This is a genomic window from Pseudofrankia coriaricola, from assembly GCF_001854805.1.
Taxonomy (GTDB): Bacteria; Actinomycetota; Actinomycetes; order Frankiales; family Frankiaceae; genus Pseudofrankia.
Map to the genome: position 1 here is coordinate 54951 of NZ_MBLO01000102.1, position 23805 is coordinate 78755.

20 protein-coding genes and 1 tRNA gene are annotated in these 23805 nt (G+C 72.3%); 12 read left to right on the forward strand and 9 right to left on the reverse strand.

From position 1 onward, the window contains the following. Positions 1–26 precede the first annotated feature (26 nt). Positions 27–1769, reverse strand: a complete 1743-nt coding sequence (locus BCD48_RS15950) for a hypothetical protein (protein ID WP_083418719.1) — start codon at positions 1767–1769, stop codon at positions 27–29. Further along, entirely contained in the window at positions 1766–3394 is a 1629-nt protein-coding gene (locus BCD48_RS46430; protein WP_241841764.1) for a glycosyltransferase family 2 protein, read from the reverse strand. Before BCD48_RS46430 ends, BCD48_RS15950 begins: the two co-directional genes overlap by 4 nt. Before the next feature lie 601 nt (positions 3395–3995). On the opposite strand from BCD48_RS46430, the gene BCD48_RS53695 reads away from it, so the two are divergent. Continuing rightward, positions 3996–4400: a DUF5999 family protein gene (locus BCD48_RS53695; RefSeq protein WP_241841765.1), complete on the forward strand. Its 405-nt coding sequence runs from the start codon at positions 3996–3998 to the stop codon at positions 4398–4400. Between the two features lie 482 nt (positions 4401–4882). Next, positions 4883–6520 (forward strand): bifunctional phosphatase PAP2/diacylglycerol kinase family protein, encoded by a 1638-nt coding sequence (locus BCD48_RS15960; protein WP_071049189.1) that lies wholly within the window; start codon positions 4883–4885, stop codon positions 6518–6520. A 73-nt stretch (positions 6521–6593) separates the two neighbouring features. Here the strand turns inward: BCD48_RS15960 and BCD48_RS15965 are convergent, their stop codons facing one another. Together BCD48_RS15965 and aceE are read right to left on the reverse strand one after the other, a co-directional pair. Beyond that, positions 6594–7439, reverse strand: coding sequence for a hypothetical protein (locus BCD48_RS15965; protein ID WP_071049190.1), 846 nt, complete (start codon positions 7437–7439; stop codon positions 6594–6596). An 860-nt stretch (positions 7440–8299) separates the two neighbouring features. Continuing rightward, positions 8300–11122 (reverse strand): pyruvate dehydrogenase (acetyl-transferring), homodimeric type, encoded by a 2823-nt coding sequence (gene aceE, locus BCD48_RS15970; RefSeq protein ID WP_071049191.1) that lies wholly within the window; start codon positions 11120–11122, stop codon positions 8300–8302. 453 nt (positions 11123–11575) lie between these two features. Between aceE and BCD48_RS15975 the strand changes: the two genes are divergently transcribed. Further along, positions 11576–11980 carry a secondary thiamine-phosphate synthase enzyme YjbQ gene (locus tag BCD48_RS15975; protein ID WP_071049192.1) on the forward strand — a complete coding sequence of 135 codons (405 nt, stop codon included), beginning with the start codon at positions 11576–11578 and terminating at the stop codon, positions 11978–11980. A 699-nt stretch (positions 11981–12679) separates the two neighbouring features. Beyond that, the gene (locus BCD48_RS15980) at positions 12680–13117 is read left to right on the forward strand and encodes a DUF3052 domain-containing protein (RefSeq protein WP_071049193.1); all 438 of its coding nucleotides are present in this window, start codon (positions 12680–12682) and stop codon (positions 13115–13117) included. Positions 13118–13526: 409 nt separating this feature from the next. Here the strand turns inward: BCD48_RS15980 and BCD48_RS15985 are convergent, their stop codons facing one another. After that, a complete protein-coding gene (locus BCD48_RS15985; protein WP_083418710.1) occupies positions 13527–13913 on the reverse strand; it encodes a DUF4234 domain-containing protein in 387 nt (128 codons plus the stop codon). 392 nt (positions 13914–14305) lie between these two features. On the opposite strand from BCD48_RS15985, the gene BCD48_RS15990 reads away from it, so the two are divergent. The 5 genes from BCD48_RS15990 (at position 14306) to BCD48_RS16010 (ending at position 16446) form a co-directional block, all read left to right on the forward strand. Next, entirely contained in the window at positions 14306–14764 is a 459-nt protein-coding gene (locus BCD48_RS15990; RefSeq protein WP_071049195.1) for a peroxiredoxin, read from the forward strand. A gap of 50 nt (positions 14765–14814) precedes the next feature. After that, on the forward strand, positions 14815–15429 hold the full coding sequence (locus BCD48_RS52250) for a hypothetical protein (protein WP_198543263.1): 615 nt from the start codon (positions 14815–14817) through the stop codon (positions 15427–15429). A gap of 58 nt (positions 15430–15487) precedes the next feature. Then, positions 15488–15559 (forward strand) — tRNA-Val (locus tag BCD48_RS16000). 324 nt (positions 15560–15883) lie between these two features. Then, positions 15884–16168 (forward strand): type II toxin-antitoxin system Phd/YefM family antitoxin, encoded by a 285-nt coding sequence (locus tag BCD48_RS16005; protein WP_071049196.1) that lies wholly within the window; start codon positions 15884–15886, stop codon positions 16166–16168. Beyond that, positions 16165–16446, forward strand: a complete 282-nt coding sequence (locus BCD48_RS16010; RefSeq protein WP_071049197.1) for a type II toxin-antitoxin system RelE family toxin — start codon at positions 16165–16167, stop codon at positions 16444–16446. Before BCD48_RS16005 ends, BCD48_RS16010 begins: the two co-directional genes overlap by 4 nt. A gap of 332 nt (positions 16447–16778) precedes the next feature. Here BCD48_RS16010 and abmR read toward each other — a convergent pair whose 3' ends face one another. Both abmR and BCD48_RS16020 read right to left on the reverse strand, forming a co-directional pair. Next, entirely contained in the window at positions 16779–17306 is a 528-nt protein-coding gene (gene abmR / locus BCD48_RS16015; protein ID WP_071049198.1) for an ATP-binding transcription factor AbmR, read from the reverse strand. Positions 17307–17482: 176 nt separating this feature from the next. Next, positions 17483–18445, reverse strand: a complete 963-nt coding sequence (locus tag BCD48_RS16020; protein WP_241841766.1) for a transporter substrate-binding domain-containing protein — start codon at positions 18443–18445, stop codon at positions 17483–17485. 386 nt (positions 18446–18831) lie between these two features. Here BCD48_RS16020 and BCD48_RS16025 point away from each other — a divergent pair, with 386 nt between their 5' ends. Beyond that, entirely contained in the window at positions 18832–19806 is a 975-nt protein-coding gene (locus tag BCD48_RS16025) for an arsenic resistance protein (RefSeq protein ID WP_241841767.1), read from the forward strand. On the opposite strand, the gene BCD48_RS16030 is transcribed toward BCD48_RS16025, so the two are convergent. Next, positions 19721–21241, reverse strand: a complete 1521-nt coding sequence (locus BCD48_RS16030; protein WP_071049200.1) for a DUF2029 domain-containing protein — start codon at positions 21239–21241, stop codon at positions 19721–19723. The two genes, BCD48_RS16025 and BCD48_RS16030, sit on opposite strands and share 86 nt — an antisense overlap. A gap of 113 nt (positions 21242–21354) precedes the next feature. On the opposite strand from BCD48_RS16030, the gene BCD48_RS16035 reads away from it, so the two are divergent. Together BCD48_RS16035 and BCD48_RS16040 are read left to right on the forward strand one after the other, a co-directional pair. Next, complete coding sequence (locus BCD48_RS16035) at positions 21355–22554, forward strand: molybdopterin-dependent oxidoreductase (protein ID WP_083418723.1); 1200 nt, start codon at positions 21355–21357, stop codon at positions 22552–22554. Continuing rightward, the gene (locus BCD48_RS16040) at positions 22551–23003 is read left to right on the forward strand and encodes a hypothetical protein (RefSeq protein WP_083418712.1); all 453 of its coding nucleotides are present in this window, start codon (positions 22551–22553) and stop codon (positions 23001–23003) included. Before BCD48_RS16035 ends, BCD48_RS16040 begins: the two co-directional genes overlap by 4 nt. Positions 23004–23038: 35 nt before the next feature. Here BCD48_RS16040 and BCD48_RS16045 read toward each other — a convergent pair. Beyond that, on the reverse strand, positions 23039–23805 hold a 767-nt coding region (locus tag BCD48_RS16045), incomplete at its 5' end, for a class I SAM-dependent methyltransferase (RefSeq protein ID WP_206745012.1).

Here is a 23805-nt window from a genome sequence, read left to right on the forward strand (position 1 = left end):
GAGCGCTGAACGCGCCGTTGTGACGGTCAGCGGTGGGGGGCGAGGTGGAACTGGCGGACCGCGAGGGCGGCGGCGGGCGGGAAGAGGACCAGCACCGGGAGTATGTAGCGGTAGTCGAAGCAGACCGTCGCGGCCGGGACGACCAGGACCGCGAGGCCGAGCGCGGTGAGCAGCGCGCAGTCGGCGCCGATCCGGCGGCGCTCGCCGGTCACGGGGTCGACACCGGGCCGGGCCGGCCGCCGGCGGGCACGTTCCAGCAGCCGGCGCCACGCGGGTGCGTCCCCGCCCGCCACGGCGGCACCGACGCCCGTCTCGTTGGCGCCCGCCGTCCCGCTGGTGCCCGCCGGGTCGGCGGAGCCGGTGGTCTCGCCGGCCGTCGTGTCGCCACCGGGTGGCCCGAGGACGCCGTCGGCCTGGCCATGCCGAGGCCTCCCGGGGAGCCGCGGCCGGGGGAGGCCGAGCCCGGTCGCGATGAGCGCGAGAACGACGAGGACCGCCAGCAACGGCCCAGGGGTGTAGGCGAAGTGCTGGTAGCCGCGCAGCAGGCCGGCGGCCCACTCGTGGACGACCCGGGGCGGGTGGCGCTCGTCGAAGTCGAGCAGCGGCTCGCTGACGTGGAAGTAGCGCGGGGTGTGGGCGTCCGGGAAGCGCCAGGCACCGTCCGGCCAGTCCCGGTAGCCGGTGTAGTGGCCGGGCGCGAAGTAGTGGCCGACCTCGGCGGCCACCATCCGGGCGTAGTCGGCCGGCTGGCGGCGGATCACCTCGTGGGCGAAGCCGCCGAGCACCTGGTTCTTGTGCTCGTCGGTCCCGGTGAGCTGGAACCGCGGGCTGGTGTCGGCCCAGACGTAGTAGTTCGGGCCAGGCCGGTCGGCCGGTGGGTAGGGCGAGCAGAGGACGAGCTGCTCGGGGCTCAGCCGCAGCCGGCCGCAGTCGGCGATCGGGGCGACCCGGCCGTACAGCCAGGCGTCGTCTCCGCCGGAGAGCGCGTACGTCCCGTGGTACGAGTGGTACCAGGTCGCGTATCCGGCCAGCGGCGCGGCGAAGACCACGGCGAACGCGGCCAGCCGCAGCCAGCCGAGGCGGCGGACGACGACGTAGGCGAGCGCGAGCACGCCTAGCGCGACGCCCAGGGTGCGCGTGAGCCCCGCCGCGGCCAGCAGCCCGCCGGCCAGGGCGCAGGCGGCGATCGACGGCCTTGGTGACCACAGCAGCGCCATCAGCGCGCCGACCAGCAGCGCGAGGAACAGCGTCTCCGCCATGACGAAGTGCTCGATGTCGAGCTGGTAGGCGTCGAGCAGCACTGGCGCGGCAGCGAGCGCCGACCCGACCGGCCCGATCCCGCGGCGCAGCAGAAACGCATACAGCGCGAGGCCGATCGCGAGCCCGGCGGCGTGTTGGACGGCGGGCACGACGGCGAGCCGATGGGTGTGGGCGAGCACGCTCAGCAGCACCGGGTAGCCGGCGGGCCGCATCGGGTCCGGCTGGTGGAGTCTGGCGAGAGTCAGGTAGGCGTACGAGTCGCCGGAGAACTCGAAGGCCGGCCGGTAGGCGTACATCGCGAGCAGCCGCAGCCCTGTTCCGGCCACCAGGAACACGGCGAACAGCCAGTGCCGCCGCCCTGCCCCCGGCCTCCATGCCGCCAGCCGCCGACGGGGGTGATGACCGCGGGGGAGGGCCTCGCCGGCCAGGTCTCCGGTCGCGCGCGTCCCCGCCGTCCGCTCGTCGGCGCCGACACCGTCGGGCCCGGTCGCCACGGAGGCGGCCGTCATCGCGCGGCCGCGCCGGTCGCCGTCGCCACCAGGCGCAGGTAGAACGTGCCGAGCATGCCCTGCAGGCCGAGGGCCGCCGCCGTCAGCGCCAGCCCGGCCGCCGGCAGCGCGGCGGGCGCGCCGAGGCGCGGCGACCAGCCCGGCCACGGCGCCGTCACCCGCGCCATCCCGGTGGCGTCGTGGCCAGTCGTCGCCGTCACGACCAGGACGCCCAGCACGAGCGCGGCCAGCAGGCCGGTGGCGAACAGCGTGCTCCCCAGGTACCCGCCCCGCCCGGGGGCGAGTGGCCAGCGGACCAGCCGGGGCGGGCGCTGGCCCGGCATGCGCCAGCCGACCCGGCCGTGGTGCGCGTCGGCGAACGCGCCGAGCAGCACGAGCTGCCCGCCGACCAGCGCGGCGAGCACGCAGAGCAGCGTCCCGTACCAGCCGTACGGCTCCCACGCCCCGTGGACGCCTGGCCCGCCAGTCACGCGCGCCGGGTCGGTCACGGCGGCGACCAGCAACGACGCCTGCCCGAGCAGGCCCAGCCCCAACAGCAGCAGGCCGGGCAGGACGAACAGGTGGCGCGGCGCGAGCAGCAGCATGAAGCGCAGGTGCCGCCAGCCGTCGCGGACGGAGTCCAGCTTGGAGGCGCCCACCCGGGGGTGATAGGTGATCGGGATCTCCAGGCAGCGCAGCTCGGCGCGGGCCGCCGCCACCACGATCTCGGAGGCGAGCTCCATCCCCTCGCTACGCAGCGCCATCCGGGCGTAGGCGTCGCGGGTGAAGGCCCGCATGCCGGAATGGGCGTCGGAGGCCCGCACCCCGAACAGCCGGTTGAGGATCGCGGTGAGCACCGGGTTGCCGACGTAGCGGTGCAGCCAGGGCATTGCGCCCGGCAGGATCTGCCCGCCCAGCCGGGAGCCGAGCACGTAGTCCGCCTCGCCGCGCAGCAGCGGGGTCACCAGGGCGTCGATGGCGGTGAAGTCGTAGGAACTGTCCGCGTCGCCCATGACGATGAGCCGGCCGCGGGCGGCCGCGAAGCCCGTGAGGTAGGCGTTGCCGTAGCCACGGCGCCGCTCGGCCACGACCCGGGCGCCGGCCGCGGCGGCGCGCGCGGCGGAGGAGTCGGTCGAGCCGTTGTCGACGACGACCACCTCCCCGGGCAGGCCGAGCCGCGAAAGCCCCGCCCGCGCCGCCCGCACGCAGTCGCCGACCGATTCCTCCTCGTTCAGGCAGGGCATCACGACCGACACCTCGACCCGGGTCGAGGTGTCGCGCGCGGCGCCGCGGCCGTGCCGGGAGGAGCCGGCCCGGGAGGGGTGGCCGTTGCCGGAGGCGTGACCGCCGGGGGAGCCGGGATGGCCCGCGGCCGCCCGCCGGTCGGCGACGGCCGTGATGGTGGCGTGACCGCCGGCCGCGAGACCCGGGCCGACCTGGCTGGCGACTGCCTGGCTGGCGGCTACCGGGCCGACGGCCGTCGAGCTGGCGGCTGCCGAGGAGGCGGGCGCCGGGCCGCCGGCCGCCGTGCTCTCGGCGGCGCCGCCGGGCGGCGGGGCGTCGGCCCAGTCGAGGCCGCTCGCCGCCGCGGCATCCTGGCTGGGGGTGGCGGGCGGGCGGGCGGCATCCACGGGTTCGTCCTCCACCGTCCCTCTCCCTGCCGAGGACGAAGCGCCCCAGGCCGACGCTCGCGGCGACGTGCGCCGCATATCGAGAGCATCCCCCGTGACGCGCCCCACCTCGGCCTGCGCCCCATTCTCGCCGGGTGCCCGAAGGTCCCGCATGGCGGCAGGTCAGTAACCTACCGTTTGTGTGTGCCGCGTCCGGGACCGGCGTCCCGCCCGCCCGGTGGCGGGGTGCTGGAGGCCGGACCGGTCGGCGGCCGCGCCGACGCCGCGCCCAGACCGACGGCCGGGGGCCGAGGCCTCTTCGAAGCCGCTTCGAGGGCCGGTCGGTGGAAGCTCGCGGCGGCCGCCGGTGAGCCCGCGGCGGGTGTCTGGTTGGCGACGCCGCGGGCCTGGTATGTGGCCTTTGCGGTGAAGGCGGGAAGTTCCCAGGTTCGTGCCGATGTGGTCCCCGTGTTAGCTACTCTCGGTGAAGAATCCAGGGGTCGGTGCGCCCGTTCGGATACCCTCCGCGACCATCCGGGGTCCTGTTTGGGGCCGGTTTGGAACCTGCCATGTAAACACGCCGAGGCCGTAGTCAGCAGGTCGTTGTGACTGCTGTAACCGGTAGGCGTAACGTCTGGTGCCCGTGCAGGCGAGTTCTTTTCAGCAGGCGGCGCGGGCGGGCGCCGCCGGGTCCGACGGCATCGTCGGACCAGCCTCTGCCCTCGGTTCCGAACCCATACCAGGCGACGGCACCGAGAGCGGCGCCCACAGCGACCCTCTTCAAACGAGCCGCTGTTGCCAGCACCAGCCGATCTGTCCGAACGCGGACGCCGCCGACCGGGACGCGGCGCGGGTGGTACGTACCCACCCCGACCAGGGCTGGAGCCTTCTCTGCAACGGGGTGATCCTCTTTGAGGACACCGGCGAGATCCTCCCCACCGGCCGCACGGTGGAACCCCGCCGTGGCCCGGTGAGGTACGGCGCCGCGCGTGTCCCGCGGCCGGCGGCCCCGCGCCGCGGTGGCATCCCGGCCGGGGTCTGACCCGCGTGCCGCCGCGGCGCCTTGGTGTGGCGTCGCGAGCGGATGCGCGAGCCGGCGGCCCGGCGCCCGGCGCGGCCTGTCGGGGCGAGGCGCTCGGCGCGCTCGCCCCGTGTCGGGCGCTGGGCGCCCTCCTCGGGTGGTGCCGGGCCCTGGCATATGGCGGTGGTAGGGCTTGGACCGGGCTGACGACGTGGCCGGGATGGCGCCGCGCCGATGCGCCGTCACCAGTTGCGGGTGAGTTGCGCTTGCTGGTCGCTGGGACAGCGTCGCGGCCCGCCGCGGGCGATGCTCCGTTCACGATCTTTGCTGGACCCACATCCGAGTAGAACGTGCCTGTGGGCTAGGTGCTTGCGGACGTCCCCGGTTAGCCTGCGGACGTGGCGGAGAGTCGATGGGCGCGGCAGGTGGCCATCCGTGTGGGTAATGCCGCGCGGGGAGCGAATCCGGTGCCGGCGTCCCAGCGGAGACGCCCGGTGCGAGGCGTGGCGTCGCGCGTCGGCGCCGCCGACCGCGCGTTGTTCGGGGCCATCGCCGCAGCTCGCCCCATCGCCGACCCACTGCTCCCTCGGCTGTCCCACGCGGCCGACCATGGCCTGCTGTGGTGGGGTGTCGCCGGCGCCCTCGGAATGACCCGGGGCCGGCGTCGCCGGGCGGCCGGGCGCGGCCTGGTCGCGCTCGGGCTCGCGAGCGCCGTCACCAACGGCCCCGCAAAAATGATCTTTCGACGTGGCCGCCCCGTCAACCACGCGGTCCCGCTCGTCCGCCGGCCGCACCGCCAGCACCTGTCGTTCTCGTTCCCGTCCGGGCATTCCGCGTCCGCGGCCGCGTTCGCCACCGCCGTCGCGCTCGACGCCCCGAAGGTCGCCGCCCCGGTCGGCGCGCTCGCGGGCCTGGTGGCCTTCTCCCGGGTCTACATCGGGGTGCACTACCCGAGCGACGTCGTCGCCGGCGCGGCCCTCGGCGCCGCCTGCGCGCTGGCGACGACGAAGGTGATGCCCCGACGGTCCTGGGAGCCCGCGCGGGGCCGGCCGGCGTCGGCCTCGGTGCCGGCCCTGCCGGACGGCGAGGGCCTGACGGTGGTCGTGAACGCCAGCTCGGGGACGGGTGGGTGGCTTGGCCAGGCGCCCGACGTCGCCGGGCAGTTACGAGCCGAGCTGCCACTCGCCAAGGTCGTCGAGGTCGGTCCGCACGATGACCTCGAGGAGGCGCTCGACGAGGCCGCCGCCTCCTGCCTGGTGCTCGGCGTCGCGGGCGGTGACGGCACGGTCAGCGCGGCCGCCGCCAGGGCGCTCGCCCACGGCCTGCCGCTCGCCGTGTTCCCGGTCGGCACGCTGAACCACTTCGCGGCGGATCTGGGCCTCGCGACCGGCATCGCCGACACGGCGCGCGCCATCCGCGAGGGCTGCGCCGTCGCCGTCGACGTCGGCCGTCTCGAGGGGGTCGACGCGGCCGGCGAGCGGTTCGACGGGGTGTTCCTCAACACCGCCAGCCTGGGTGGCTACGCCCACATGGTCGCGATCCGGGAACGGCTCGAGAAGCGGTTCGGGAAATGGCCCGCGATGGTCGTCGCGCTGGCCTGGGTGTTGCGCAACGACCCCCCGATCGAGGTGGACATCACCGTTTTTGACCCCACTGGCCCGACGCGTACACGCGCCGCCCGCCGCGGCGTGAAGGACGCCCCGCTGGGCGTGGGGTGGCCGATGACCGCCTCGGTGCCGGCCGGCCTGGAGCGGCGCCGGCTGTGGCTGCTCTTCGTCGGCAACGGGAACTACCGCCCGCCCGGGTTCGCCCCGACCTACCGGTCGCGGCTCGACGAGGGCCTTCTCGACCTGCGCCTCGTCGACGGCGCCAGCCCGTTCTCCAGGGCGCGGCTCGTCGTCGCCGTGCTCACCGGCCAGCTGCGGCGCAGCCGGGTCTACGAGAGGCGGACGGCCGTCCGGATCCAGGTCTCCGCCGTCCGGCCGGCGGGCCGGTGGGGCCGGGCGCCCCGCCGGGACGCGGACGCGACCGAGCCCGCGGGGCCGCTCCCGTTTGCCCGCGACGGCGAGGTCACGGACGGTGTGCAAAGCATCACCATCACGCCCAACGGTGCCCGTCTCATCGTCTACCGCCCGGACTAGGCCGCCCGGCGGCGGCTCCTATGCGGCGCCGGCGCAGGCCGGAACCGTCCGGTCAGAGCCCGGAACCGCCCGGTCAGTGGACCGAGTGGTCCTGCAGGGGGATGAGGGCGGTGAGGGGAGTCGTCAGGCGGGCGCACAGGACCGGGTCGAGAAGGTCCTCGACCAGCAGCGCGCAGGCCAGGTCGGCGCAGAGCTCCATGACGCGCGCCTCCGTCGACGGGTCCTGGGCGAGCAGCGCGCCGTTGCCGCGGCAGTCCTGGCAGGGGCGCCAGAACCCCTCGGCGGCGCTGCGGCGGACCAGCGTCCACACCCGGCGCCGGCCGGTGAGCACGGCGGTGCCGAAGGCGGCGTCCATCGCCTCCTGATGGTCGGACTCGTCACGGGTCAGCGCCGTCACCAGCAGGCCCTCGAAGACCTCGGAACTGCGTGGGTCGTGGCAGCGCACCGCGAGCCTCGGCAGCGCGGCGAGCACCCGTTTGACATCCGCGGCGGACGGGCCCAGATCGGGTTCGTGCGAGCGGACCCGTGGGTAGACCATGCGCCATGGGCGCATCAGGCCGGCGTACTCCGAGCGCGACAGGATCGGACGGGCATACGCGGCGGCGAGCGCGTCGCGCATCGAGCGCAGCGCGGTCGCGGTGACCGACGGGTCGACCGTGACGTACTCGGCGCCGGAGAGGTCATCGGCGTAGATGGCCGAGAGGGCGTCGAACGCGGCCAGCACCTCGACGACCAGGGGTGACTCGGGCGAGAGCGCCCGGTCTCTGGCGACGGCGAGCGCCGGGGAGTTGCGCCACTCGACGGCCAGCTGGGCCAGCTCGCCGTCGGAGGTGTGGACCAGCTGGGCGAGGATGCCCAGGATGCCACGCAGGTTCGGGTGTTCCTCGAGCCGTTCGATGCGGCGGGCGCGAAGGATCATGCGGCCGCTCCGGTGGCCGTACGGGCGGCGCCTGGCGCGGCCCTTCCCACTCCCCTGTGGTCCAGGACACAGTGGTGCTCCTGGCCAACCCAGGGCGCGGGACCCCCGTTGATTTTTGCTGGCGCAAAAATCAACGGGGAAGCGTGCGTCACGCCAGCCTTCACGTGGTCCTCCTCGCCATAGGCGCTTCCCCGTCGAGCGCTTTCGCCGCGGATACATACAACCTCACCGCCGGGCACGCGGGCACGCACCGACGGCCCGGTGGGGACGCGACCATACCTGCCGGCTGGTGGCCGGCCAGGCCGCGTCGCTGACGCCCGCCGCCCCAGTGTCCGCCGGGCGTTCTCACCCCAGGGCGGGCACTGGGCTGAGTTTCCCAGTGCGACCAGGGGCTGCGCGGCCAGTGAACACTGAGCGTCAGACCCGTCAGCGTAGTGCCGCGTCGATGTCATCGCACCCAAACAGGCGGACTGCCTCGTCTCTGGACCATCCAGGCCTACCGGAGCGGATGAACTAGGGCGTCCCACTGCCCGACGGATACTCATAGTAGCCAATGCCGACGGGGGTGGGTTGGAGTCGACCAGTGGCACTGGTAATGAATACTGTCGGCGTATGTCCAGGGACCCTTCGTGGGCAGGGCTTCCGGCCATGGTGACGATCTATGCCGCCCTGGCCACCGTGGGCCGCGGGCGCACGGCGGGTCCATCACCGAGTGTCGCCCGTGGTGCCCGTGGTGCCCGGGATACCGGGGTTCCGGGACACCGGGGTGTCTGGGATACCGGTGCGCCGGGGTGGCCCGAGCCGGCTGGGGCGCGCGCGTCGCCGCCAGCCGGCCCGGGCCGGGCGTCGCGACTCCCGCGTCAGCCGGAGATGGGGCGCTCGTCGGCCTCGCCGGCCGGGGTGCCGGCGATGGTGGAGGAACTGCGCAGGTCGTAGCGGGCGATCGCCTCCTCGACGACGCTCGCCTTGATCTCACCGGTGCGCACCAGCGACTCCAGCGTCGCCACCACGACCGACTCGGCATCGACGTTGAAGTGCCGGCGCAGCGCCGCGCGGGTGTCCGAACGGCCGAAGCCGTCCGTACCCAGCGAGGTGTAGGGCTGCGGCACCCAGCGGGCGATCTGGTCCGGCACCGCCCGCATCCAGTCGCTCACCGCGACCACCGGGCCGGGCGCGCCGGCCAGCATCCGGGCGACGAACGGCACGCTCTCCGGCTGCTCCGGGTTGAGCAGGTTCGCGCGCTCCGACTGCAGCGCGTCGCGGCGCAGCTCGTTCCACGAGGTCACCGACCACACGTCGGCGGCCACGCCGTAGTCGGCGGCGAGCATCTCCTGGGCCGTCAGCGCCCAGCGCATCGCCACACCGCTGGCGAGCACCTGCGCCCGGGGCGCCGTCGCCCCGTCGCCGCCCTGGGTGGCCGGGGGCGGTGCGGCCGGGGACGGGAGCGGGAGCTCCTCGGCGGCCCGGAACCGGTACATACCCGCGATCACCTGCGCCGGGTCGATCCCGGCCGGCTCGGCCGGCTGCGGGTACGGCTCGTTGTAGACCGACAGGTAGTAGAAGACGTTCTCGTCGCGCTCGCCGTACATCCGGTCCAGCGCGTCCCGGGTGATGTGCGCGATCTCGAAGCCGAACGCCGGGTCGTAGGCGACGCAGGCCGGGTTCGTCGACGCGAGCAGCAGCGAGTGGCCGTCCTGGTGCTGCAGGCCCTCACCGTTGAGCGTCGTGCGCCCGGCGGTGGCGCCGAGCAGGAAGCCGCGGCCGAGCTGGTCGCCGAACGCCCACATCTGGTCGCCGGTCCGCTGGAAGCCGAACATCGAGTAGAAGACGTAGACCGGGATCATGTGCTGCGCGTGCGTCGCGTATGCCGTTCCGGCGGCGATCACGGAGCCCATGGAGCCCGCCTCGCTGATGCCCTCGTGCAGCATCTGGCCGGACTCGGACTCCTGGTAGGACAGGAGCAGGTCCCGGTCGACGGACTCGTACTTCTGGCCGTGCGGCGAGTAGATCTTCGCCGTCGGGAACATCGCGTCCATGCCGAAGGTGCGGGCCTCGTCCGGGATGACGGGCACGAACCGGGCGCCCATCTCCTTGGACTTCATGAGGTCCTTCAGTAGCCGGACGAACGCCATCGTCGTCGCGACCGGCTGTTTGCCCGAGCCCTTGCGCAGAATGTCGAACATCGATGCCGGCGGCTGCGGCAGCGGCTTGGCCCGCACCGCCCGGCGCGGCACCGAGCCGCCGAGCGTGGCCCGGCGCTCCTTCATGTACTGGATCTCCTCGGAGTCCGGGCCCGGGTGGTAGTACGGCGGCAGGTCCGCCTCCAGCGCCGAGTCCGGGATCTCCAGGTAGAGCCGGTCGCGCAGTTCCTTGAGCTCCGCCTTGGTGAGCTTCTTCATCTGGTGGGTCGCGTTACGGCCCTCGAAGTCCTTGCCCAGCGTCCAGCCCTTGATGGTGTGCGCCAGGATGACCGTCGGCTGGCCCGCGTGCTCGGTGGCGGCCTTGTAGGCGGCGTAGAGCTTCCGGTAGTCGTGGCCGCCGCGGGAGAGCTTGCGCAGGTCGTCGTCGGAAAGATCCGCGACCATCCGGCGAAGCCGCGCGTCCGAGCCGAAGAAGTGCTCCCGGATGTAGGAGCCGGCCGAGGTCGAGTACGTCTGGAACTGGCCGTCCGGCGTCGTGTTCATCCTGTTCACGAGCGCGCCGTCGGTGTCCTTGGCCAGCAGCGGGTCCCAGTCGCGGCCCCAGACCACCTTGATGACGTTCCAGCCGGCGCCCCGGAACAGCGCCTCCAGCTCCTGCATGATCTTGCCGTTGCCGCGCACCGGCCCGTCGAGGCGCTGCAGGTTGCAGTTCACGACGAAGATCAGGTTGTCGAGCTCCTCGCGGGCGGCGACGCCGAGCGCGCCGATCGACTCCGGCTCGTCCATCTCGCCGTCGCCCAGGAATGCCCACACCCGGCTGCCCGACGTGTCCTTGATCTGTCGGTTCAGCAGGTAGCGGTTGAACCGGGCCTGGTAGATCGCGTCGATCGGGCCGAGGCCCATCGAGACGGTCGGGAACTCCCAGAAGGCGGGCATGAGCCGCGGGTGCGGGTACGAGGAAAGGCCGCCGGGAACGCCCTCGCGGCGGAACGCGTCCAGCTGCGCCTCGGTGAGCCGGCCCTCGAGGAATGCGCGCGCGTAGATACCGGGGGAGGCGTGCCCCTGAAAGAAGATCTGGTCGCCGGAGGAGCTGCCGGGCGAGCTGGTCAGATGATCTTTACCGGCGAAGAAATGGTTGAACCCGACCTCGTAGAGGCTCGCGCTCGACGCGTATGTGGCGATATGACCGCCGACGTTGTACTCCGGCCGGTTGGCCCGGCTGACCATGATGGCGGCGTTCCACCGGATGTAGGCACGGATGCGCCGTTCCACATGCTCGTCGCCCGGGAACCAGGGCTCCTGCTCGGGGGAGATGGTGTTGATGAAGTCCGTGCTGGTCAGGGACGGTACGCCCACCGCGTTGGCGCGGGCTCGTTCTAGGAGTTTGAGCATGAGGAAACGGGCACGTCCCCGTCCCTGCTCGGCTATGACGGCGTCGAGGGACTCGAGCCATTCGCTGGTTTCCGACGGATCGACGTCGGGCAGCTGGCTTGGCAGTCCGTCGGTGATGACCGAGAACTTCCGGTTACTGTCCTGTGCCACTTTCCTCTGCTCCTAGCCCTCGGGTGATGGCCATCCCAGGCAGGTCGTGCCCGGGCGGACATGCTGACGCCATGGTGCTCCGTCCCGTCAGGGACGTCACGCACACCCCGGTTAACGCCGAGTTCCGCCGCGTCGACTGTGACGAACGTCAACGAAACTGTGCAGCGAAATCAACGCCCGCCACGCACCACCGTATGCCCTGGCGTGCCGGCGCCCACCGGCCTCGACCCGATGCGGCGTGCGCGCGGCCGGGACGCTCCGCGCCCCGCCGCTGCGCCCGCCTCTCGGCCGCTGAGCGCCCTCATGGGTGGTGTCGGGTAGAGGCGTATGGCCGTGGCTGGTGTGGTGCCGGGTCGGGGACGTGGCTAGCTTGGCGCAGCGCTGGTGCGCCGTCACCTTCTGTGTTGGGTTTCGCTGTTCGGTCGCGAGGGCAGAGCGGCGATGATGCGCGGCATGGAGACGACCACGATCTCGGTGCGGACCGGGCGCGGCGACCGGGTCCACGACCTGACGGGGGAGGCGGGCCGGTTCGTCGCCGGCCGCGGGGACGGGCTGCTGTCGGTCTTCGTGCCGCACGCCACGGCGGGTGTCGCGATCCTCGAGTTCGGGTCCGGCAGCGACGAGGACCTGCTCGCCACCCTTGCCGACCTGCTGCCCGTCGACGGCCGCTGGCGGCACGCGCACGGCAGCGTGGGGCACGGGCGCTCGCACGTCATGCCCGCGTTCATCCCGCCGTCGCTGACCGTGCCGGTGCTCGGTGGCCGCCTCGCCCTTGGGACCTGGCAGTCGATCGCCCTGGTCGATCTGAACGTGGACAACCCCGACCGGACCGTCCGCTTCTCCTTTCTCTCCGGCTGAGGCGCTCCCGGTGCCGGACGCTCCGCGCCCTCCCCGTGTGGTTCCGGGTCCTGGCAAATGACGCGGTGGGGCTGGATTCGGGCTGACGACGTGGTTGGCAGACCTCCCAGATCACGACCTCCCAGATCGGCTTCGCCGATCCGGCAGGGACCCCGTCCGCCGATCCGGCAGGGACCCCGGGCGCTGCGCCGATGCGCCGTCACCATCGGTGGCCGGGTGACACACATTGCTCGCCAGAACGACGTCGCGGCCGCCGCTCGGGCGGGAGGGCGCGCATCGCCGGTCGGCGGGGCGGCGGCGTGTCTCGGCGTCGGCATCATTCGTGTGTCCGCGCCAGCCGCGTGTCGGGGGGTGCGCCGATGGGAGCGCCCGCGCTGGGCACCGGCGTCCCGCAGGCGCGGCGGGAATGGGACGCTGCTCTTGGCTCGGGAACGAACGTGACGGGCAGCCGGTGGCGCTCCCTTTACGCCGAGTCAAGACGCCGTGCCCTGGTCGGGTTCGTCCGGTTGAGGTGCCATAGAACGGACGGCATACACCCGGTTGTCCACAACCAGCGGCGTGGCACTTGCGTTGTCACCGCATGGTCCGGTGGACTTAGGTCACGGCGGGGCTCGCGGCCGGCATGGCCGTGAGTTTGTCCGACCGGGACGCGCGGGTTTACGCTCGCCCGTCAGGCATACGAGCAGGAGGTAGCGGAGGGTGAGTCCGACCGCGGCGAACGCCGAGGGTCAGCGACGTGCGGAGCGTCTGGGGGTCGTCGCCGGAACCATGGTGCAGTCCATCAACGAGGACGACGACATCGCCGGCGACCTACTGGAGGCTGTCGTCGCCGCCAGTGGTACCGAGCTTGTGCCGGAGGACTCCGACGACGTCGTCGACATCGTGCTGCTGTGGTGGCGGGACGATGACGGTGATCTTGCCAACGCGCTCATCGATGCCCGGCGTCAGCTCTCCGACCAGGGGATCATCTGGCTGGTGACCCCGAAGTCCGGGCGTCCTGGCCACGTCGAACCGAGCGACATTCTCGACGCGGTGCCGACCGCCGGCCTCGTGCAGACGAGCACGGTCAACGTCGCCCAGGAATGGGCCGGCATGCGCCTCGCCGCCCCCAAGTCCCAACGCGTCCGGCACCGATAGCTCCACGGCGGCTGGCTTCACGGCGGCGCGAAGGCACTGTGTCGCGGGCGCGGGGTGTGGGCGGATCTCGTCCGCGCCCCGCGGCCATCCGCGTCGCAACCAGGTGCTGGCGCGACGGGCACGGCCACCACCAAGGTGGCGCTGACGCGTCTGCACACCTGGCATCCCGGGGCTATGGCGCTCGCTTGCCCAAGGTGATATAGCCGCGCCGCCCGGGGCCGGTCTGCCGGTCGGGCCGGCGGTGTTCCCCGCGCGTGCCGCGGGGATGGCTCGTTCTTGCCGACCCCGCACGGTCTGACGGGTCTGACGGGGCTTCGGCGGCCTGCCGCGATGAGCCGCCTGTCGCCGCCCGGCAGGCTGGCCGGCGAGCCGCGGCACGGAGCCGCCCGCGGAAGCGTGCTGGCGGCGGTCAGGCCCCGAGGGGGACCTGCTGGCCCTCCACGGCCGCGGGGTAGCGGGACCAGATCTTGTTGATCTCCAGTTGGAGGAACAGCGGGCCGAAGCCGATCAGGAACAGCAGGAACGCGAGACCGGTGCTCACCTCGGGCACGCCGGCCGCGCGCTGTGCCTGCGCCGTCCGCCCGCACAGCCGCCACACGGCCACGAACGGCGGTACGAGCAGGATCACGCCGAGCGTGCACGCCAGAACCGACATGACCGGGTTGGCGGTGATCCGACGGTCGTACTGGCTCAGCTCGCGGTTCGTCTTGTAGATCCAGACCAGGCCGTAGATCCCCAGCGTGATCAAAGGAAGGCCCAGCCAGACGGCGACTGGGTTACGGTGTTTGCCCAGCACCCCCCAACCGGCCCCCGCCGACGCGTCCGGCCCCGGCCGATGAGGTGGCGCCCACTGTGGTGTCGCACTTGGGTTCGTCACTGGATCCCGTCCCTCCGCGCGGCCGGCCGGCCGCCGGCCGCGCTCAGAGTAGCGCCGATGGGGCCATCTGACCGCAATTGGACGCTCACGGCGGAACGCCGCGTCTCCCGCCACGGCGCGCGTCCTCGCGTCGTCACGTTGTCGTCGGCACGAGTCCGTCGGCCGTGCGGGGGACCGTAGCCGATGGGATCCGCCACGCGGCTCAAGCGTGCCCGAGGGGCGGCAGCGGTGCGATGAGTCGGTCCCGGCGCGATGGCATGCTTGGGTCAGCACGCGCGTCCGCGCACAGGCCATGACCGGAGGATGATCACGTGACCGTCGATGTCGGCGCCGTCGCCCCCGACTTCTCGCTCAAGGACCAGAACAACGAGGTCGTGACCCTGTCCGACTTCCGGGGGCGGCGCAACGTCGTCCTGATCTTCTACCCGCTTACGTTCACCGGTGTCTGCCAGGGCGAGCTGTGCTCCGTCCGCGACGACCTGGGCTCGTTCCAGAACGACGACGTGCAGGTCCTCGCCGTCTCGGTCGACTCGGCGTTCGCGCACAAGGTGTGGGCCAACGAGCAGGGCTACGAGTTCCCGCTGCTCGCCGACTTCTGGCCGCACGGCGCGGTCGCCAAGTCCTACGGCATCTTCGATGAGGAGAAGGGCATCGCCGTGCGCGGCACCTTCGTCATCGACAAGGAGGGCGTCGTGCGCTGGAAGGTCGTCAACGCCATCCCCGACGCCCGCGACCAGGCCGAGTACCTCAAGGCGCTGGCTGCCCTGTAGGACCCCGAAGCAGACAGGCGGCGAACGGTACCCGGGCGGGGTGGATCGTCGTGCCGTGTTATCGCTGTCACATCCGCCAGACCGACCCGGCCCGCGGGGCAAGCCCGTGGAGCCGGGCGGTCATCGGCGGTGATCAGGTTCTCATCTGCCCGGACTGCCAGCGCGAGCCCAACTGGCGTCAGGCGTTCGACAACTGCGCCGCGTGCGGCTCGACGCGCCTGACCAAGGCCCTCGGCCTGGTCGTCTGCCGAGACTGCGGCATCCGAGCCGACCCGGCCCGCCCAGCTGCCGGCCCGACGGGCGCGGCGCGTCCGGGCGCAGCTCCCTCGAATTCCTCGAACGGGGCGGTTCGGGACGGAGCGGGAACCGGCACGGCGGGCACGCCGGGTATGACCGGCACGGTGGGTGCGGCCGGCATGGCGGGTGTGTCAGGTGCGGCGGGTGCGCCGGTGCTTGGCCTGCCCGCCGGCGCGATCCCGTCGCCGGCCGGCGAACCCGAGCCGGACCAGGTGGGCGATGGGCAGCTTGGGGGCATCGAGCCGAGCCCACCGGCCGGGTCCGACCTCGCGGCGGACGTCGAGGCCGCGCTGGCACGGGTGTTCGGCCGCGGGCCCGGCCAGACCGCCACGGCCGACCGCCGTCCCCGGGAGGCCGGCGACCGATAAGATCACAGTGCAGGCAGCCCCCTCCGGGTACGTCCTTGCGTACTCTGGCGGAACTCCCGGGCGTGTAGCTCAGCGGGAGAGCACTCGCCTTACAAGCGAGCGGCCGCAGGTTCGATCCCTGCCACGCCCACACACCCTTACGGCGCAGCGGTTCTCATGATCCGTTACTGTCCGGCGAAACGGGTACATGGGTGAGTCAACCGCCCGACTTCCCGTCGCCACGGTTCCGCCACGGCATGACTCGCTTCTGGGAGATCGGGGCCGTAGAGACGTGGATCGCCGAGCACCGACCAGAGCAGGCAGCCGATGACGATTAGGGCGCACCGGCCGCCCACGATGGCGAGTAGGTGCGCCCGCTGAAGAACCGCCACCCGAGGGGCGCGACGGACCGGCTACCTGACCGCCACCCGGGGCGTGGTCGACACCCCGAACTATTTTGGTCATACTTCTGGTCATGACTGTGTTGCCGTTGGGCGAGGTGAAGTCCCACCTGTCCGAGCTGGTGGGCCGCGTGCACGACCATCACGAGCGGGTGACCGTGACCGTGCACGGCCGGCCGGCCGCCGTCCTGGTCGCGCTGGAGGACCTCGAACAGCTTGAGCAGACGCTCGAGATCCTGAGCGACCCGGCGACGATGCGCCGCCTCGCCGAGTCCGACGCCGAGCTTGCCCGCGGCGAAGAGGTCACGGCGGAGGAGCTGGCCGATACGATGCGCCGCCGGCGCGCCGCCACGGCGTGACCGGCCCGGCCGGGCCCTACCGGCTACGGACCACGCCGACGGTCCGCCGCGCGCTCGGCGAGACGCTCCCGGAAGCGGTCGCGTCGGCCGTGTACGAGTTCATCACCGGGCCTCTGCTGGAGGCGCCCTACCGGCTCGGGAAGCGGCTGTTGCCACCACTCGATGACCGTTACGGCGCGCGGCGCGGCACCTATCGGATCATCTACCGGATTGACGACAAGGCCATGGTTGTGACCGTCGTCGACATCGACCACCGCCGCGACATCTACCACCGCTGAGCACCAGCGCTCCGCTTGCGCGGGACACGGCCAGGCGCAAGACACGTCGATCCGGACAAGATTTCATAGACAGCGCTCAACTGTCGCTGGTCCGGTCGGGCGTGACCTGCGTCTTCCCAGGTCGGCACATGGGTAGAGGATCAAACGTCTTACAAGCGAGCGGCCGCAGGTTCGATCCCTGCCGCGCCCACAAACCCATACGGCACAGGGAAAACGTCCCCAGAGCTGAGACGGCCAACCTGCTTCCCGGATGAACAGTTCGTCCGGACTTCTGAGGGTCAAAAGCGCGGCACCTCCAGGCACGCCTGCCTGTTGCCGGGCGGCATCCGTGGCTATTCCTGTTCGTCGGTTCCGGCGTCGGGACCACGGCCGCGCACCCGTTGGACGTGCACCAGTGATTCCTTCAGCTCGTCCAGCCAGTCCCCGGTGTGGCGTTGTACCAGTCGAACGCACCAGAGCAGGGCGTCGCTGCGGCTTCGTGCCACGCCACCCTCGACGAGCAGGTCGAGCACCTGCCGTTCGGGCTGACGCAGCCTGGTCATCACCGGCGCGGAGACGTTGCTGTAGAGCGTGCGGGTGCCGCCGCACTCCACGCCCCAGGACACCTTCCGCCCGAACTTTGTTTCGGCCTCTCGGGCCACCTCCATCCGATCCTCGCGGGTGCGCTCCCGGAACTCCGCGACGCGGCCCTCGCCGGCTGCGTCCCGTTCCGTATCGGAGACGCCCTCGGCGAGCTCCGGCTCCTCGATCCGGCCGATCACGGTGACCTCCTCGCGATCGACCGTCACCTCCACCAGCTCCTGGAACAGGCCCGCCGGCAGACGGCCTGTGAACCAGCCACGTACTTCCTCTGTAATCATGTAATCAAGCATACCTCTCGACACGCCCGCGATGCCTGAGAGCCCCGATCTGGCTGGGAGTGCCGCGCTGGCAAGGCCGAGTGCCGTGCCGGAGAGCAGCTGGATCGGGGTGCCGGGCTGACGACCGCCGCGGTCAGGCCGCTGGACCGCTAGGCCAGGGCGTCGCCCACTATCGGTCAGTCCCGGTAGCGGGCGGCCGGCGGCACAGGCGCCGGGCGATGCAGGTCCTTCAGCAGGCGCTGGTTGTAGATCCTGGTCCACGTGCCGTCGCTCGCGGCCGCCGCGAGCACGCCGTTGATGAACCGGGTGAGCTCCGGGTGGGCCTTGCTTACGGCGGCGGCCACCGGCACGTCATCGGGTCCCTGTCCGACGATTTCGGTCTCCGGGTCCTGCGCGGCCATTCCGGCCAGCACGATCTCGTCGTTCACCACGGCGTCGACGGAGCCGTTCTGCAACGCCACCAGGCATGCGGCGACGTTGGCGACCGGCACCGCGACGGGATGTGACGGCGCGTCGACGACCCGCTGGATCGACGTGGTGCCGCTGGCCGCGCAGACCCGGCGGCCGCCGAGGTCCTCCAGCCCGCGGAAACCCGAGCCGCGCTGGACGAGGACCGCTTTGGAGGTGAGGTAGTAGACGGACGAGAAGTCCACCTGAGTCAGCCGGTCGCAGGTGACGGTGATCGTCGCCGTGGTCATATCGAGCTTTCCGCTCCGCACCGAGGAGATCCGCTCGGCCGCGGTCAGGGTGTGGAACTTCACGTGCTTGTCCACGTCCACGGGGCCGAAGATGGCCGCCGCGACCAGCTTCGCGATGTCGATCTCGAAGCCCTCGAACTGGTTTGTGTCGGGAGTGAGCGAGTCGAACGGCGGTGTGTCCGGTCGCACCCCGACCGTCAGGTATCCCCGCTTGGCGATCGTCTCGAGATAGGAGCCGGCCGGCATCGCTCCGGGGCCCGGAAGGACGGCCGGTGGCCGCAGGCTGGCGGTCAGGTCCCCGCACCCAGGTGACGCGGTGGACGGTCCGGGGACCACCAGTGCCGGCGTCGTCGGCGCCTTCATCGGTCGAGCGGCGTCCGGGAGCGGGCTCGACACGGTGCCGCATGCGGTCAGGGCGGCAATGACGAACAGCCCCGCCACGGCCACCACGATGGCCCCGGTTTTGGATCGGGCCCGCGAACGCGGGCCCGGAGTCCGCCTCCCGCCCCGCCACGCTGGTACCGGCCGTCGCCGAGGGCGGCGTGCCGTACCCACGGTGACCGCTGCCACGCTTGAGATCTTAGGTGCCCGCCCAGACGCCGTTGCACAGATGTCAGATGGTGGTCACGGCACTGTTGCGGGCGCTGTTGTGTGGAAGCCGGTGCTGGACACGGCGGGGGGGAGTGGTGCCGGTTCAGATGGCTTGGACGAGTCCTACTAGGCGAGGACTTAGGCGAGGACTCCAACGTCGAGGAACCCGCGGCCGTTCGCGCTGTTCGGGCATACGGAGGCGGGCAACATGCTCAGCTGCCGGAATGGAGGCGTACGTGTCTGACGGTGTCGTCGCGACGATGGAACGCCACCAGGTTGCGTTCTATCTCGCCGCGATCGCCGCCGGCGGGGTCGTCGGCTGGGCGGTGCCCGACGCAGGCCCCGGCCTCGAACACGCGATCACCCCAGTCCTTGGCGCGCTGCTGTTCGTGACGTTCCTTCAGGTCCCCGCCGCCGAACTCGTCCGTTCGCTGCGCACCGGACGGTTCCTCGGCGCCGCGCTCACGGTGAACTTCCTCGTGGTCCCGCTCGTCGTCGCCGCGATGTTCCCGTTCCTGCCCGACGACCGAGCCGTGCGTCTGGGAGTGCTGCTCGTCCTGCTCTGCCCCTGCGTCGACTACGTCATCGTGTTCAGCGGCCTCGCCGGAGCCCGCAACCAACAACTACTCGCCGCGACCCCGCTGCTTCTTGTCGTCCAAATGCTGCTGCTGCCACTGTTCCTGGTGCTGTTCCTCGGCTCAGCGCTCTCCGACGTCGCCCGGGCCGGCCCGTTCCTCAAAGCGTTCGCCTTCCTCATCGTCGTCCCGCTGGCACTGGCCTGGATCGTCCAGGCCTGGGCCGCGCGACGCGACAGTGGACGCAAAGCGGTAACCGTCGCCGGAGCGACCATGGTGCCGCTCATGGTCGCGACCCTGCTCACCGTCGTGGCCTCGCAGGTTCCCAAGCTCGACGACAACCTCGCCGATATCGCCGGGGTCGTGCCGTTCTATGCGCTGTTCCTCCTGGTAATGGCGTTCGCCGGGTTCGCCGTCGCCCGCCTGTTCCGCCTCGACGTCCCCGCCGGACGCGCCATCGTGTTCACCGGGGCCACCCGCAACTCCCTCGTCGTGCTTCCGCTCGCCCTCGCGCTGCCCGACGACCTTGCCGTCGCCGCCGTCGCCGTCGTCACCCAGACTCTGGTAGAAGTCGTCGGAATGGTCGTCTACGTCCGAGCGATCCCCCGGCTCCTCCCCGCCGGATGGAGCGGGTGAGGGCGGCGGCGAGCACGATGATCGCGGCGATGGCGTAGGAGCCGACCCTCAGCGTCCAGGCGTCACCGGGCAGGCTGGTAAACAGGGAGATGTAGAGGGGATAGGCGGCCGCGGTCACGGCGAGCCACTCCAGCCGGCCGGCGAGGACGGCGAGCGCGGCCAACAGGATGCCGTACCAGGGCTGGGCGGGAGTGGCTGTCAGGAAGGCGGCGCCGACGAGCCACAACGCGGCTCGCTCGACCGGCACAAGATCCGGATCGGAGCGCAGCACCGCGGCCGTGACGGCGGCGAGCACACCGGCCGCGACGGCCTTGGCGGCGGTTCCGTGAATACCGGCCCCGGCGAGCAGCAGGAACCGGCTGCCCTGGTCGTATCCCTCGACGTTCAGATACTGCGGGAGGAAGCCGAGGACGCCAGTGCCCACTGCGAGTACGTGCGGGAGGTAGGTCAGCCCGATGACCGCGCCGGCCGCGCACAGGAGGCTGACAGGCCGGGTCCGACGCCCCCGCCCCGCCATCGCCGGGAGTAGCAGCACTGGGTAGAGCTTGACCGCCACCGCGGCCCCGAGCAGCGCGCCGGCCCGCCACACGCGACCCCGGGGCGGGGACATGGCCGCGGTCGGCGACGTCAGTACGGCGATGGCGCTGAGCGCGAGGAGCGCGCCAAGAACGTCCACGTGCGCGTCCGAGCCGACGTCCAGACCGGCGAGTGGTGTCAGGGCGTAGAAGGCGGCGAGGCGTGGGTCTCGTCCGCGCGCCGCCAGCATTTTCATGAGCAGGCCGACCAGGGCGAGCGAGGTGAGCGAGGCGTAGAGCTGCAGCTTGTGCTCGCGGGGTGGTCCGGGCAGAAAGTGCACCGCCGTGAAGTAGGCCTGGGCCACCGGCGGGTAGATGGTGTGTGCCCGCGGGTAGTTCAGCCTGGTGCAGTGCGGGCGGGGATGGTCGGCGGTGCACCCGGCCGAGTCGGGGAACAGCCAGCCGTCCCGGACCCCGGCGAGTTCGGGGGCGAGCGGGCCGTAGTGGTAGGGGTCGATGCCGGCGGCCTGCACCCGGCCGTCCCAGGCATAGCGGTAGAGATCGTCGGACAGCCGCGGCCCGTGCGTGAGGGCCACCGCGTGGACCGCGACGGTGGCGGCGAGCAGCAGCGCGACGGCCAGGCGGCGGGGAGCGGCGAGGACGAGCAGGGCGGCCGTGATCAGGCCGAGCGCCCACCAGAGCATGGTCAGGTACAGCAGGGCTGGACCGCTGACCAGGAAGCCTGGCTGGTGCTGCACCGCCACCTGGGTGGCGAGCACGCCCGCGAGTCCGACGGCTGCCCCGATCAGCGCCGCCAGGCGCAGCGGGCGCCCCAGGCGCCCTGGTCGCGACCTTGCCGCCCGCCCGGCCGCGGGCGGGGGAATGCCCTGGTTCTCGGCGGTGGTGAGGGCACTCGGCATGCAGCGACAGTGGCAGCCATTCCGGCCGGCGTGGGCATGCCGAGCCGGGGTTTCTCCGTTCCGTAAGGCTTCGTGGCCCGCTGTGCCGGGCGATGGGGACCTACGGTGCGTGGGTGCGCGTGCTGACCAGACGATTTCCGCATCCACCCGCGGTCCTGCGGCAGGGCCCGCTACGTGAGGGCGCTTTCTCGAGCCGACTACATGATCCCCGGGTCGCCGCGCTGTTGGGCATATGGCTCGGGATCGCGTTCGGGGTGTGCTTCCTGACGGGCCTGGTTTCGCATTTCATGCAGCACCCGCCGTCGTGGGTGGTGTGGCCTGCCCGTCCGGTCTGGTTGTACCGGGTGACGCAGGGCCTGCACGTGGCCACCGGGCTGGCAAGCGTTCCCCTGCTGCTCGCGAAGCTGTGGACCGTTTACCCGAGGCTGTGGGAATGGCCGCCGGTGCGTTCGGCCGCCCACGCGCTGGAGCGGCTGACAATCGTGCCGCTCATCGCGGGCGCCGTCTTCCAGCTTGCCACCGGCATAGCGAACATCGCCCAGTGGTACCGCTTCCGGTTCTTTTTCACCGTCACCCACTACTGGGTCGCCTGGATCACAATCGGCGCGCTGCTGGTGCACGTCGCCGCGAAGGTCGCGGTGGTGCGGGCGAACGTCGGCGCGGGCCGGGCCGGCCGCGCGCACCTCACCGACCGGCGAAGCGAGCCGGAACCCCCGGGGGACGGGCTGTCCCGGCGTGGCCTCGGGATCGCCGTCGGCACCGCGGCCGGAGTCATCACGCTGACCACCGCCGGTCAGTTCGTGCCCGGGCTGTCCCGGCTCGACCTGCTCGCGCCGCGGCGGCCCGACATCGGTCCGCAGCGGCTGCCGGTCAACCGGACCGCGGCCGCCGCGAGGGTCGCCGCGGTCGCCCGCGACCCGAACTACCAGCTGGAGATCGTCGGGCCTCGCCCATTCGCCCTCAGCCTCGACGAGCTGCGGGCCTTCGGTCAGCACACGTCAAAGCTGCCGATCACCTGCGTGGAGGGATGGGCCGCCGACGCGACCTGGCACGGCCCGCGGCTGCGTGACCTGCTCGACGCCGCGGGCATCCCGCCCGACGCGACGGTGCGGGTCGAGTCGCTCGAAGCGCGCGGCGGCTACCGCACCAGCGAGGTGAACCCGCCACATGCCCGGGACCCGCTGACGCTGCTCGCCACCGGGCTGAACGGCGCCGAGCTCGACCTCGACCACGGATACCCGGCCCGGCTCATCGCCCCCAACCGGCCAGGGGTGCTGCAGACCAAGTGGGTGCACCGGGTGGTGATGCTGTGAGGGCGCCGCTGGCCGCGATCTCGCGCATCGTGCTCGCGGCGGCCGGCCTGGCCGTGATCGGATACGGCATCCACGGGCTGGTCACGATGGCGCGGGCCACCCACCCGCCGCAGGCAGCTCGCTGGCTGATCGGTGGAATCCTGGTACATGACCTGGTCATCGTCCCGGTGACGGCCGCCACGGGGCTTCTGCTCATCAGGTTCGTGCGTGCGCCGTACCGGGCGGTGGTGCAGGGCGCGCTGCTGGTCAGCGCGGCCGTCGCCCTGGCCTCCCTCCCGCTCTGGCGTGGTTACGGCGGCTCGCCGGACAACCCGACGGTGAACCCGCTGCCCTACGGGCGGAACCTGGCGATCGTGCTCGGCGCCGTGTGGGCCGGCGCGGCGGCCCTGATCGCCGTCCGGATGATGCGGGCCCGGCGGGCGCGGGGTGCCCCGCCGGACCCGTCCTGAACGCGGACCACGCGAGGCACCCAGCTCACCGAGGTCTACGGCCAGCCCAACGCCGCGAAGTGCCGGCCCTTGCTGTGCCAGGTCTCCGCGAGGCTCAGCCCGGCGATCGAGGCGTAGCCGTGGATTTCCCCGGATCCGACGAATGCCCAGGGGAAGGATCTCGACATCTGCCCGTCCGGCCCTTCCAGGCGGACGAGTAGCTGACCCGGCGGCGCCGGGTGGGGCTGTAGCTCGACGAGCACCCGGCCGGCCGGGCCGAGCAGCTCGGCGGCGCGGGTGAGCAGCCGGCCCGGGTCGCCGCCGATACCGATGTTGCCGTCGGCCAGCACCAGCGTCGACCAGCGTCCCTCCGCCGGAAGCGGGCCGAAGACGTCGCGGCGCAGCGCGGTCGCGCCAGCCCGGCGGGCAAGCCGCACCGCGAACGCCGCCACGTCGATGCCCAGCGTGGGCACCCCGCGAGCGGCGAGGGTCGCGGCCAACCGGCCCGGGCCGCAGCCGATGTCGAGGGTCGGACCGGCGCAGCGCCGCAGCAGGGACGCGTCACCCGGAGCCAGCCCGCCACGCCAGGCGAGCACCGGCAACAGGTCCCGCCGCCCGTCGGGGTGGCTCACCCACAGCCGGCCGTCCGCGGACCGCAGGGCCGCCTCGTACACCGCTGTCGGCGAGCTGCCCCGCGCGACCGGCAGGCTTGGCCCGCCGCGCCGGTTGTCCGCCGCGGCGGCCGCTCGGCGATCGGCCGCGGCCGTCGTCATCGCCGGACCAGCGGACGGGCCGCGCCAGTCCCTGCCTCGCCGGTCCGGAT

Bases quoted from the DNA above. Each gene is read 5' to 3' on its own strand.
- BCD48_RS15950 (WP_083418719.1), bottom strand. From the start codon at position 1,769: ATGACGGCCGCCTCCGTGGCGACCGGGCCCGACGGTGTCGGCGCCGAC.
- BCD48_RS15965 (WP_071049190.1), bottom strand. From the start codon at position 7,439: ATGATCCTTCGCGCCCGCCGCATCGAACGGCTCGAGGAACACCCGAAC.
- BCD48_RS15975 (WP_071049192.1), top strand. From the start codon at position 11,576: ATGGAGACGACCACGATCTCGGTGCGGACCGGGCGCGGCGACCGGGTC.
- BCD48_RS16005 (WP_071049196.1), top strand. From the start codon at position 15,884: ATGACTGTGTTGCCGTTGGGCGAGGTGAAGTCCCACCTGTCCGAGCTG.
- abmR (WP_071049198.1), bottom strand. From the start codon at position 17,306: ATGATTACAGAGGAAGTACGTGGCTGGTTCACAGGCCGTCTGCCGGCG.
- BCD48_RS16030 (WP_071049200.1), bottom strand. From the start codon at position 21,241: ATGCCGAGTGCCCTCACCACCGCCGAGAACCAGGGCATTCCCCCGCCC.